Below are 12,553 nucleotides of genomic sequence, written 5' to 3' on the forward strand. Positions count from 1 at the left end.
CCCCGGCCGGCTACGCGGACGGCGCGCTGCGCACCCTCACCGACGACCCGGTCGAAGGCGCCGCCGCCACCACCTCGCGCACCGCGCGGTCGAGCAGCAGATCCTCCTGGCCCACCGCGACGGTGACAGGGGCGAGGGGATCGTCGTTTGCAGTCTTCCTGGCCATCGCGCCAAGCATCCCACGCCCCACCGACAACCCACCCGAACACCCGGCCCGCCGACGGATCGACCTCCGGTCAGGCCGCGCGGCGCCCCGGCCCGGGGCGATCCGACCTCACGTCAGGCCGCGCGGCGCCCGTCCCAGGGTGGGCCGACCTCACGTCAGGCCGGGCAGTGCCCCGTCCCAGGGTGGGCCGACCGCACGTCACACGGGTCCGGGCGGCCCGGTCTCAGGGCTCCTCGCGCCAGCCGTCCCACCCAGCCGCGAACTCGTCCAGCGCACCCGCGTCGAGCCGGCCCTCCGCGTCCTCGACCACGACCAGCCACTGCGCGTCTTCGGCATCGTCCTCACCGGCCAGCGCGTCCCGTACGAGCTGCGGCTCCTCGGTCACCCCGAACCGCTCCCGCAGCGCCTCGGCCGCCTCCTCCGCGGCGTCACGGTCGGGCAGCACCAGTACGTGTCTCTCATCGCTCACCTCTCTATGTTCCGCCACGCATCGATTCGGATCCAACGAGGTGGGTGGACGGACGGGGGCCGGGCGGGGCCGCCGGAGGGGCCCGGCCGGAGGGACCCGGGGCGGGGTGGCCTTGCGAGGCTCCGGGCCACGCGGGTCCCGGGCCGTGGTCAGCTGCCCCTGCGCACCACCCCCAGCCCCTCTCCCCCGTCGGCGCCGCGTCCGTCGCCACCGCGCCCCACCACCGCGACCGCCCCGTCCCGGTCCGTCCGCAGTACCGCCGTGCCCTGCTCCCGCAACGCCTCCACCAGACGCGGCGCCGGATGCCCGTACGGGTTGTCGGCCCCGCAGCTGATCAACGCGAGCCGGGGTGCGACCCGGCGCAGCAGCTCGGGGTCCTGGTACGCCGAGCCGTGATGGGCGACCTTGAGCACGTCGACCGGGGGCAGGCGGGCCCCGTCGCCGGTTCTCAACAGGGCGCGCTGCGCCGCCGGTTCGAGGTCCCCGGGCAGCAACATGGTCAGCCCCGCGGTACGCACGAGCAACGTGACGCTCGCGTCGTTCGGGCCGTCCGGCACCGTCAACGGCCGTGCCGGCCACAGCACCTCCCAGCTCAGCGGCCCGGTCCGCCGCCGCTCCCCCGCCGCCGCCGCGACCATCGGGACCCCGCGCTCCCCGGCGAGCCGCCGGACGAACGCCTCCTGGTCCACCGGCTCCCGCAGCCCGGTCGTCTCGATCACCCCGACCGACCGCCCCCGCAACACCCCGGCGAGCCCCGCCACATGGTCCGCGTGGAAGTGCGTGAGCAGCAGCAACGGCACCTTCGTGATGCCGAGCGAGCGCAAGCACCGGTCCACGAGCAGTGGGTCGGGACCCGCGTCGACGACCACCCCCGCCCCCGGCCCCGCCGCAAGCACCAGGGCGTCGCCCTGCCCCACGTCGCACATGACCAGCCGCCAGCCCGGCGGCGGCCACCCGGTGACGACGCGGGTGACCGGCGGCGGCTGCACGACCACCAGGAACAGCGCGAGCAGACACGCCGCCACCACCCACGGCGACTTCAGCACTCTCCGTCCCACCAGCACCGCCACCACCGTGCCGACCGCGAGCAGCACCCCGCCGCGCCAGCCCCCGGGCCAGTCCACTCCGCTGCCCGGCAAGGCGGCTCCCGCCCGCGCGATGTCCGCGATCCACCCCGCGGGCCAGCCGGCACACCAGGCCAGGAACTCGGCCACCGGCATCGCCACCGGCGCCGCCGCGAGCGCGGCGAACCCGAGCACCGTCGCCGGCGCCACGGCGAACTCCGCGAGCAGATTGCACGGCACGGCCACCAGACTCACCCGCGCCGCCAGCACCGCGACAACCGGCGCACACACCGCCTGTGCCGCCGCCGCGGCCGCCAGCGCCTCGGCGGCCCGCGCCGGCACCCCGCGCCGGCGCAACCCCGCGCTCCACCGCGGCGCCAGCGTCAGGAGCGCCCCGGTGGCGAGCACCGACAGCAGGAACCCGTAACTCCGCGCCAGCCACGGGTCGTACAGGACCAGCAGCAACACAGCCGTGGCCAGCGCCGGAAGCAGGGACCTGCGGCGTCCCGTGGCGATGGCGACCAGGGTGACCGCCCCGCACGACGCCGCCCGCAGCACACTCGGCTCGGGCCTGCACACCACGACGAACCCGAGGGTGAGCGCCCCGCCCAGCAACGCCGTCGCCCGCAGCGACAACCCGACCCGCGGCGCGAGCCCCCGTCGCTCCACCCGGTGCGCCGTGCCCGGCGGACCGGTCAGCAGGGCGAGCAGAATCGTGAAATTCGCACCACTTACAGCCATTAAATGAAGCAGATCCGTTGCTTGGAACGCCGCGTGCAGCTCCGGCGTGACCCGGGCCGTGTCACCCACCACCAGTCCCGGCAACAGCGCCCGGGCATCCCCCGGCAGCCCGTCCGTCGCCGCGCGCAGCCCTCCCCGCAACTTCCCGGCCAGGCGCTGCGGCCCGCTCGGTCCCGCCACCACCCGCGGCCGCTCACCCCGCGCGACGCGCAGCACCGCGGCGATCCGGTCACCTTCGCGCATCGGCGGTGCGAGCCCGCCCCTGACCTGGATCCGGGTCGAGGGCAGCAGCGAGAGCCAGGGGCTGCCCCGCGCCGCGGCGATGATCAGAACCGGCGCCCGGGTCCGCGACACCGTCCCGTCCGGCGCCGTCACCCGCACGATCTCTCCCTCGACGACCACGGCGCGCGGCGCCGCGTGGTCCCCCATGACCCGGGGCCGGGTGAGCCGCGGATCGGAGGCGATCTCCACGTCTGCGCTCACCCGGTCATGTTGGGCGGCGAGCCCGGGCACCGGCCCCCGGCGCAGGTCGGCTCCGTGCGCCCCCGCGGAGGCCGCGGCCGCGGCGACGCAGAGCAGCAGCACGGCCCCGGACGGGCCCCGCCAAGAAGGAGCCGGGCGCCTTGGGCCGGTCCGTGCTCTTCCCGGTCGCCGTCGGCCCGCGCGGCCCGCAACCAGAAGCGCGAACCCGGCGAGCGCGCACACCGCCACCACCGCGGTCACCCGGCCCGGCGGCGCCGTCAACGTCACCGCCGCCGTCAACCAGGCCGCCAGCGCGGGCGGCACCAGCCGCAGGTCCAGCGGCTCATCCCGCCGCGGGTCCGCGTCACCGAGCCGCCGGAGCGCGGGGGAAAGGGGGCGCGGAGAGGAAACGCCGCTCACGGTGTCGCTCACGGCCGCACCAGGTTCTGGAGGTCCTCGAAGCGGCGGTCGCCGATCCCGTTGACCTCGCGCAGTTCGTCGACGGAGCGGAAGCCGCCGTGTTCCGTGCGGTAGTCGATGATGTGCTGGGCCAGCACGGGCCCGACGCCGGGCAGGGTGTCGAGCTGGTCCACCGTGGCCGTGCTGAGAGTGACCGGGGCCCCGGGAGCGGCGGCGGCCGCCGATCCGCCGGGTACCGGGGCTGCCGGAGCCGCCGGAGCCGCCGCCGGTGCGCCGACCAGGACCTGTTCGCCGTCGGTCAGGAGCCGCGCCCGGTTGAGGCCGGCGGTGTCCGTGCCGGGGCGGACCCCGCCCGCCGCTCGGAGCGCGTCCGCGACCCGGGCCCCGGCGGGCAGCCGCTGCACCCCGGGCCTGCGTACCTTTCCGCCGACGTCCACGATGATCTCGGCGCCGCCCGACGCCGCGGGCCCCGCTGCCGCCGGGGAAGCGGCGGCACGTGGCGGCTCGGCCCTCTCCGGCGCGGCGGCATGCACGGTCTCCGGCGCCCGCACCGGCTGGGTACGCCCGGTCCAGAAGTGCTGCACCGCGAAGAGCGCCGCCACTCCGAGGACGACGACCAGGGCCAGAGCGCCGCGCCGCTCGATCCCGCACCGCGTCTGCACCCACACCGGCAACCGGTCCCGCACCGCGAGCCCGGCCCGCTCCCGCCACACCGAAACCGGCTCCGCGACCACCTCGTCCACCGCCGACTCGCGCGCCGACCCCAAATCCGGCTCAGGCACCAGCTTCCGCACCGACCCCGGCCCCGGTTCGGGCACCGGCCCTGGCGTCGGCCGCCGATCCGGCTCAGGCGCCCACCTCCGCGCCGACCCCGGATCCACCTCCGACACCGACTTCCGCCCCGACCCCAGATCCGGCTCAGGATCCGGCACCGTCCCCGGCTGCGGCTCCCGCACCGGTTGCACATAGGGCCCCGCCCCCGAACCACCCCACCCCACCACCGGCGGTACTGGCGGCGCGAACAGCGCCTCCGCTCGCACCCGCGTCCGCTCCGCCGCGAGCTGCCTGCGTCGCGTACGCCGTCGCACGACATAGCGGTGCCTGGCGCGGCGGTCGGAGGCGGGGCCGCGCCCCGGCCCGCTGGATGCCCTTGCTGTTCCGGACTGTGATCGAAGTGCCATGCCACGAGACGGTAGGCACTCCACGACATCCCGGTGGATCTTGGTCAATACCCGGGGAGAACCCACCAGTTGTGGACAACTACGTCACCCCCGAGGCGACACGACCGCCCCCACCAACCCGGGCCCGGTATGCGCCCCGATCACCGCCCCGACCTCGCTGACATGCAGCTCCCCGAGGTTCGGCACATGCCCCCGCAGCCAGCCGGACAACGCCTCCGCCCGCTCGGGCGCCGCCAGGTGATGCACGGCGATGTCCACCTGCCCGCTGCCCGCGCGCTCGGCGACGATCTCCTGTAGCCGGGCGATCGCCTTGGACGCCGTACGGACCTTCTCCCTCAGCTCGATCCGGCCGCCGTCCAGTTGCAGCAGCGGCTTGACGGCGAGCGCGGAGCCGAACAACGCCTGCGCGGCGCCGATCCGGCCCCCGCGGCGCAGATAGTCCAGCGTGTCGACGTAGAAATAGGCGGAGGTACCCGCCGCCCGCTTCTCCGCCGCGGCCACCGCCTCGTCGGCGGTGCCCCCGGCGTCCACCACCTCCGCCGCGGTGAGCGCACAGAAGCCGAGGGCCATGGCCACCATGCCGGTGTCCACGACGCGCACGGGGACCGGCGCCTGCCGGGCGGCCAGGACCGCGGCGTCGTACGTCCCGGAGAACTCGGCGGACAGGTGCAGCGAGACGATGCCGGTGGCGCCGGCCTCGGCGACCTTGCGGTAGGTCTGCGCGAACAGTTCCGGGCTGGGTCTCGACGTCGTGACCGAGCGCCGCTTGCGCAGCGCCTCCGCGACCGAGCGGGCGGAGATCTCCGTGCCCTCCTCCAGCGCCCGGTCGCCCAGGACCACGGTGAGCGGCACCGCCGTGATGGTGTGGTCCTCCATCGTCCGCTGCGGCAGGTAGGCCGTGGAATCGGTGACGATCGCGACATGGCGGGACATGCACCGGAGGTTACCCGCCGGGGCTGTCCGGCGGCAGTCCGGGCCCCCGCCGGGCTCAGGGGATCAAGTCGTGCTCTCGGGCCGGGGTTTCTTCTGCCACGGATAGACCGGCCGTACACCGGGCGGGGTGATCGCGGGCCGTCCGGGCTCCTGCGCCGCGCTCGTACCCTCCGTGCCCGGCCCGGAGGCCCGGGGGGCGGCGTGCGGGGCGGCGGTGTCCTGCGTCGTCCAGTGCCGCAGCGCGCCGGCCTCCAGGTCGATCTGGGCGCTCAGCGAGTCGAGATCGTCACCGGCGAACCGGCCGGCCCGGTCCCGCGCCGCGTGCCGCAGCGCGTCGGCGGAGGCCGTGATCTGCTCCGTCCGCGCCTTCATCTCCGGCAGCAGCCTGCGCACGTGTGCCTTGTCCGGCTCGCTCTCCAGCCGCTTCAGCTCGCCGTCCAGCTCGTGTCCGTGCGCGCTCAGGCGCTGGAAGAGGCCGAGGGACTCCTGGAGGGAGGCGTCCTCGGCCACGTGCGCGTGCAGGGAGTCCTGGGTGGCCCGCATGGAGGTGCGCAGCTTCAGCCGCAGCTGCGCCAGCTCGCTCGCCACGCCGGGCTGCGCGAAGGTCCTCGCCCGCAGAGTGGTGTCCTCCACCGCCCGCCGGGCCTGGCCGACCGTGCGGTCCACGCCACGCTTGGCCGCGCCGACCACCTTCACCGTCGCGTACGCGCCGAGCGCCAGGAACAGAATGAAGATCAGCGCCACGAGCACCAGCACAGCTTCCACGGCGCTCCTCCGATTCCTTGACTGCCCCGTCGTCCCGCTCTGTCGTCCTGCTCCTTAACCGTAAACGGAGCGGGCAGGCCGAGGGTTCCGGCGGAACCCCCAACCTGCCCGTAGGGAACAACCCCGAGTGCGCTACGCGGGCACGATGTTCACCAGCTTCGGCGCCCGCACGATCACCTTGCGGATGCCGGCGCCGTCCAGCGCCGCGACGACCTTCTCGTCGGCCAGGGCCACCTTCTCCAGCTCCTCGTCCGTGATCGACGGGGAGACCTCCAGGCGCGCCTTGACCTTGCCCTTGATCTGGACGACGCAGGTCACGGCCTCGTCGACGACGTAAGCCGGGTCGGCGACCGGGAAGTCCTGGTGGACGACCGAGTCGGTGCGGCCCAGCTTGCGCCACAGCTCCTCGGCGACGTGCGGGGCCAGCGGCGCGACCAGCAGCACCAGACGCTCGGCGACGGACCGGGGCAGCGCGCTGCCGGCGTAGGTCTTGACCAGGTGGTTGTTCAGCTCGGTGACCTTGGCGATGGCGGTGTTGCAGCGCATGCCCTCCAGGTCGCCGCGGACGCCGTCGATCGCCTTGTGCAGGGCGCGCAGCGTGGCCGGGTCGATCTCCGCCTCGGCCACGTCCGCCACGGTGACCTCACCGGTCGTCTCGTCGACGATGTTGCGCCACAGGCGCTGCAGCAGGCGGAACTGGCCGACCACCGCGCGTGTGTCCCAGGGGCGCGAGACGTCCAGCGGGCCCATCGCCATCTCGTACAGGCGCAGCGTGTCCGCGCCGTACTCGGCGCAGATCTCGTCCGGCGTGACCGCGTTCTTCAGGGACTTGCCCATCTTGCCCAGCAGGCGACTGACCTGCTCGCCCTGGTAGTAGTACGCGCCGTCGCGCTCCTCCACCTCGGTGGCCGGAACGGCGATCCCGCGCGCGTCCCGGTAGACGTAGGCCTGGATCATGCCCTGGTTGAACAGCTTGTGGAACGGCTCGGCCGAGGAGATGTGGCCCAGGTCGAACAGCACCTTCGACCAGAAGCGGGCGTACAGCAGGTGCAGCACGGCGTGCTCGGCGCCGCCCACATACAGGTCGACGCCGCCGGTGGGCATCCCCTCGCGGGGGCCCATCCAGTACTGCTCGACCTCGGGGTCGACCAGCTTCTCGCTGTTGTGCGGGTCCAGGTAGCGCAGCTCGTACCAGCAGGAACCGGCCCAGTTGGGCATGGTGTTGGTCTCGCGGCGGTACTTCCGCGGGCCGCGGCCGTCACCCAGGTCCAGGGTGACGTGGACCCACTCGTCGTTGCGCGACAGCGGCGTCTCGGGCTGCGTGTCCGCGTCGTCCGGGTCGAACGTGCGGGGGCTGTAGTCCTCGACCTCGGGCAGCTCCAGCGGCAGCATCGACTCGGGCAGCGCGTGGGCGACGCCGTCCTCGTCGTAGACGATCGGGAAGGGCTCGCCCCAGTAGCGCTGCCGGCTGAACAGCCAGTCGCGCAGCCGGAAGTTGACGGTGCCGTGGCCGATGCCCTCGCGCTCCAGCCACTCGGTCATCCGCGCCTTGGCATCGGCGACGCCCAGGCCGTCCAGGGTGACGTCCGCACCGGTGGAGTTGGTCAGCTGCGCGTCGGCGGCGATGAAGGCGTCGTCCCAGGTGGTGGGGTCCGTGCCGCGGTCGTCGGTGGGCTGCACGACGCAGCGCATCGGCAGCTCGAAGGCGCGCGCGAAGGCGAAGTCACGCGCGTCGTGCGCCGGGACGGCCATGATCGCGCCGGTGCCGTAGCCCATCAGGACGTAGTCGGCGATGAAGACCGGGACCTGCTCGCCGCTGACCGGGTTGATCGCGTACGTGCCGGTGAAGACGCCGGTCTTGTCCTTCGCCTCGGCCTGGCGCTCGACGTCCGACTTGGCAGCGGCCTGCTTGCGGTAGGCGGCGACGGCCTCGGCGGGCGTCGCGTGGCCGCCCGTCCACACGACGTGGGTGTCCTCGGGCCAGGCGGCCGGGACGATCCGGTCGACCAGGTCGTGCTCGGGCGCCAGCACCATGTAGGTGGCGCCGAACAGGGTGTCCTGGCGGGTCGAGAAGACGGTGATCGCCTCGGTGCCGTCACCGGAGCCGGTCGGAACCGCGAAGTCGATGCGGGCGCCCACGGAGCGGCCGATCCAGTTGCGCTGCTGCAGCTTGATCGCCTCGGGCCAGTCCAGGCCGTCCAGGTCGTCCAGCAGGCGGTCGGCGTAGGCGGTGATGCGCATGTTCCACTGGCGCAGCTTCGCCTTGAAGACGGGGAAGTTGCCGCGCTCGGAGCGGCCGTCCGCGGTGACCTCCTCGTTGGCCAGCACGGTGCCCAGGCCCGGCGCCCAGTTGACGGGCGCGTCGGAGGCGTACGCCAGGCGGTAGCGGCTCAGGACGTCGGCCTGCTCCGGCTTGCTCAGCTCGGCCCAGGGGCGGCCGCCCTCGACGGCGCGCTCACCGTTCTCGAACTGCTTGACCAGTTCGGCGATCGGGCGGGCCTTGCCCAGGTCGTCGTCGTACCAGGAGTTGAAGATCTGCAGGAAGATCCACTGCGTCCACTTGTAGTACTCCGGGTCGATCGTGGCGAACGACCGGCGCTTGTCGTGGCCCAGGCCGAGCCGGCGCAGCTGCGCCTTCATGTTCTCCATGTTGGCCTCGGTCGACGCGCGCGGGTGGGTGCCCGTCTGCACGGCGTACTGCTCGGCCGGCAGGCCGAACGCGTCGAAGCCCAGGGTGTGCAGCACGTTGTGCCCGGTCATGCGCTGGAAGCGCGCGAAGACGTCCGTGGCGATGTAGCCCAGCGGGTGACCGACGTGCAGGCCGGCGCCCGAGGGGTACGGGAACATGTCCATGACGAACTTCTTCGGCCGGGCGGCGAGCTCCGGGTCGCCCGCCAGCTCCCCGCTCGGGTTGGGCGCCTCGTACGTGCCCTGCGCGTCCCAGAAGTCCTGCCAGCGTGCCTCGATGTCGGCGGCCATGGTCGCCGTGTAGCGGTGCGGTGCGACCGCCGCCTCGGTAGCGGCGGCGGTATTCGTCTCGCTCATGATCCTCAAAGCTCCATCGATCGTCTCTGCCGGCGGCCCGTGCCCGGAAATGAAAAAGCCCCTCGCACAGGAGGGGACGCCGCGCCGATTCCGACCACACGCGCAAAGGCGGGTCGGGACAGATCAGCGCGGCTCACTAAGCAGAAGGCGTACGGCACGCATGGCGTCAGGGTACCGCAGCCCCCGCGCGGGCCGCGACGGGCTTCCTGCGGCCCGAGCCATGGCCAATGGTTACTCCGCGTACCGCCCGCTATCGGGGCAACAGCTCTGGCGGACCACCGCAAGATAACGGCGAGATAACTCAAACCTGGTACTGGCTGGTATCCGGCGACCTAGAGTGCGGGCCTGTGGGTCCACCGTGCCGAACCATTCGGAGTCGCCCCCATGCACCCTCGCACTCCTCATCACCTGAACTCCCCGCATCTGAAACGGAGTTCGCTCACCATCGGGACGAGCCGCCGCGCGAGAACGGGGGTCCTGAGCGCGGCGGTCCTGCTGCTCATACCCGTGGCCGTGGTCACAGGGAGCGACGCCTTCCGGGCCGCGGTCGACTTCACCGCCGGGGTGCTGTCACTGGTCTCCCTCACGGCGTCCGTCGTGTGGGGCCTGGTCGCCTCGGACCGCCTGTTCCTGACCTCCCGGCAGCGGCTGCTCTCCCAGGGCGTCCACCGGGCCACCGCGATCGCCTCCCTGGGCTTCCTGCTGCTGCACGTCAGCGTGAAGGTGGCACTGGCGCACGTGACACTCATCGGGGCGCTGCTCCCCTTCGGGCTCGGCGTCGCGGGCAGCGGCGGCCTGATCGGCATCGGCGTGCTCGCCGGCCTCCTCATGGTGGCCACCGGCATCACCGGCGCGCTCCGCAGCGCCATGGCCTCCCCCGCCGGACTCGCCGCGCGGTGGCGTGCCACCCACATGCTCGCCTACCCCGCGTGGTGCCTGGCGCTGATGCACGGCCTGTATGCGGGGCGGGCGCCCAAGACGTACGTCGTCGTCCTGTACTGCCTCTGCCTGGTCGCGGTCGCCGGGGCGGTGGGCCTGCGGGCGGCGCCGCGCACCGTCAAGCGCAGGGTCGCCGCGCGCGTCCTCGCCTTCCTTGACCCGGGTCCCCGCATGCCCCGCGGGGCCCTGCGGGACGGCGCCGAACAGCCGCCGCCCGCCGCCGAGACCCCGCCCCGCCCCGCGTCCGCGCCCGCGGGGGTCGGCTTCGCCGCCGCCTACCGGGCCGTCGCCACGCCCCCGCCCGGCGCGGCCCGCGCCTCCGCGCGACCCCGGCCGCCCGCCTACGGGCAGCGCAGCGAGCCCGTGCCCGCCCAGCGCTGGCCCGCACCGTCCCCACCACCCCCGGCCGAGGCCCCCCGCCCCTCGTACCACCAGAGATACGACCGGATGTACGACCAGCCGCACGAACCGTCCTACGATACGCCTTACGGAGGCGTCCCCGCGTTCGACACCGCATACGGGAGTGGCGGCTCCGCATACGGCAGCGGCGGCTCCGTCGAGGAGCGGCACGGCGACCCGTATCCGGCCGCCGATGCGCCCACCGATCCGCTGTCCGGCCCTTTCCAGGCCCCTGCCTCCGGTGAACCCTGGACCACTCCCTACGGAGGCACGCAGTGAACACGGCGCTGCCCGACGTCCCCGAGGTCCGCGTCGTCGGCCTCCCCCAGCTCACGTCGGGGTTCGACCTGGTGGACCGGCTCGATCTCGACATGCACCTCAAGGTCCACGGCCCGCTGAAGCCGATGGCGGGCGAAGCGCTCGCCCAGCTGGCACAGGCGGTGTCGCTGCGCGGCCGGGGCGGCGCCGGATTCCCCTTCGCCAAGAAGTTGCGCGCGGTCGCCGAGTCGGCGATCCGGCGCGGCGTGCGCCCCGTGGTCGTCGTCAACGGCAGCGAGGACGAACCCGCCTGCCGCAAGGACACCGTGCTGATCAACCGGGCGCCCCATCTGATCCTGGACGGCGCCCTGTTGGTCGCCGAGGCGCTCGGCGCACGCACGCTCGTCGTGGGCGTGACCCGTGACTCCACGGAGGCCTCGATGCGGGCGGCCCTCGCCGAGCGCGGCCTGACCGACCGGCGCAACGCGCGGCTTCGCGCGCGCGTGCAGCGCAATCCGGCGCGGATGGTCACCGGCGAGTCCTCCGCCCTGATCCGCTCGGCCGACGGCGGCCCGCCGATGCCGCCGGGCCGCAAGGTGCGCGCCTCCGACTCCGGGGTGGGCGGCGCCCCGACGCTCCTGTCGAACGCGGAGACGTTCGCCCAGCTCGCCGTCGCCGCCCGGACGGGCCCGGAGCGCTACGGCCGCACCGGCCTGCACGACGAGCCCGGCACGCTCCTGCTGACGCTCTCCGGCGCCGTCACGCGCCCCATGGTCCTGGAGGTGCCCTCCGGCGTCCCCCTGCGCTACGTCCTTCAGCTCGCGGGCGCTCCCCCGCTCCCTCAGGGCGTCCTGACGGGCGGCTACCACGGCAAGTGGCTGGACGGGGCCGGCGCGCAGGACGCCATCGTCTCCCGCGCCTCCTTGGAGGCGAGCGGCGGCGCTCTGGGCGCGGGCGCGATCCTGCCGATCGGCCCGGAGACGTGCGCGCTCGGCGAGGCCCTGAAGGTGGCGCAGTGGCTGGCCGCGGAGAGCGCGGGCCAGTGCGGGCCCTGCTACCTAGGGCTGCCCGCCGCCGCGCGCGGCCTGGAGGACGTCCTGAACGGCGGCGGGCCCACCGCCCTGGAGGCGCTGCGCGAGGTCACCCGCGCGGTGAAGCGGCGCGGGGCCTGCAAGCATCCGGACGGTTCGGCGGCGTTCATCGAGTCGACGGTCTCCGCGTTCACCGACGACCTGGCCGCGCACGTCCTCGGCGCCGGGTGCGGCCGCCCGGTGCGCGGGGTGCTGCCACTGCACACGGCCCCGCCGGCGAGCGCGGCCCCCAGCGGCAGGCGGCTCGCCGTCGACTGGACGCTCTGCCGGGGCCACGGGCTGTGCGCGGACATCGTGCCGGAGCTGATCCAGCTGGGCCCGGACGGTTTTCCGGCGGTCGCGGACGCGGCGGTGCCGCGCTACTCGGAGGCGAACGCGGTGCGGGCGGTACGGCGCTGTCCCGCGCTGGCCCTGCGGCTGGAGGAGGACGCTTCGGCGCTCCCCGCCGCCCGGGCGCTGCCGCCCGCGCTCCCGCCAGGCCGCGGCCGGGCCCGCCGATAGCCACCGGCTCCGGACAGAGAGAAGCGGGGGGGGGGGGGGGGGGGGGTGGGGGGGGGGGCGGGGTGGAGTGGTTGTGGGTGGTGATGAGTGAGAGGAGCGTGGACTAAAAAAAGAGGGAG

The 12,553-nt window shown here is 74.2% G+C and carries 8 protein-coding genes and 1 pseudogene; 2 read left to right on the forward strand and 7 right to left on the reverse strand.

Features of this window, described 5'->3' with window-relative positions; translation table 11 throughout:
- Positions 1-58 precede the first annotated feature (58 nt).
- From ABZY33_RS35110 to leuS, 7 genes and pseudogenes are all read right to left on the reverse strand, one after another.
- Positions 59-166: pseudogene (locus tag ABZY33_RS35110) on the reverse strand (DNA polymerase III subunit delta); the annotation flags it as partial.
- A 223-nt stretch (positions 167-389) separates the two neighbouring features.
- On the reverse strand, positions 390-635 hold the full coding sequence (locus ABZY33_RS35115) for a hypothetical protein (RefSeq protein WP_356495780.1): 246 nt from the start codon (positions 633-635) through the stop codon (positions 390-392).
- A 149-nt stretch (positions 636-784) separates the two neighbouring features.
- Positions 785-3,322, reverse strand: a complete 2,538-nt coding sequence (locus tag ABZY33_RS35120) for a ComEC/Rec2 family competence protein (RefSeq protein ID WP_356495787.1) — start codon at positions 3,320-3,322, stop codon at positions 785-787.
- Between the two features lie 8 nt (positions 3,323-3,330).
- On the reverse strand, positions 3,331-4,503 hold the full coding sequence (locus tag ABZY33_RS35125) for a ComEA family DNA-binding protein (RefSeq protein WP_356495781.1): 1,173 nt from the start codon (positions 4,501-4,503) through the stop codon (positions 3,331-3,333).
- Positions 4,504-4,587: 84 nt separating this feature from the next.
- Entirely contained in the window at positions 4,588-5,436 is an 849-nt protein-coding gene (locus tag ABZY33_RS35130; protein ID WP_356495782.1) for a DegV family protein, read from the reverse strand.
- A gap of 63 nt (positions 5,437-5,499) precedes the next feature.
- On the reverse strand, positions 5,500-6,201 hold the full coding sequence (locus tag ABZY33_RS35135) for a hypothetical protein (RefSeq protein WP_356495783.1): 702 nt from the start codon (positions 6,199-6,201) through the stop codon (positions 5,500-5,502).
- Positions 6,202-6,333: 132 nt separating this feature from the next.
- Complete coding sequence (leuS, locus tag ABZY33_RS35140; RefSeq protein ID WP_356495784.1) at positions 6,334-9,246, reverse strand: leucine--tRNA ligase; 2,913 nt, start codon at positions 9,244-9,246, stop codon at positions 6,334-6,336.
- Between the two features lie 513 nt (positions 9,247-9,759).
- On the opposite strand from leuS, the gene ABZY33_RS35145 reads away from it, so the two are divergent.
- Both ABZY33_RS35145 and ABZY33_RS35150 read left to right on the forward strand, forming a co-directional pair.
- Positions 9,760-10,863, forward strand: coding sequence for a cytochrome b/b6 domain-containing protein (locus ABZY33_RS35145; protein ID WP_356495785.1), 1,104 nt, complete (start codon positions 9,760-9,762; stop codon positions 10,861-10,863).
- Positions 10,860-12,434 (forward strand): NADH-ubiquinone oxidoreductase-F iron-sulfur binding region domain-containing protein, encoded by a 1,575-nt coding sequence (locus ABZY33_RS35150; RefSeq protein WP_356495786.1) that lies wholly within the window; start codon positions 10,860-10,862, stop codon positions 12,432-12,434. Before ABZY33_RS35145 ends, ABZY33_RS35150 begins: the two co-directional genes overlap by 4 nt.
- The last annotated feature ends 119 nt before the right edge of the window (positions 12,435-12,553 follow it).

Source organism: Streptomyces sp. NPDC006552, from assembly GCF_040611655.1.
GTDB lineage: Bacteria > Actinomycetota > Actinomycetes > Streptomycetales > Streptomycetaceae > Streptomyces.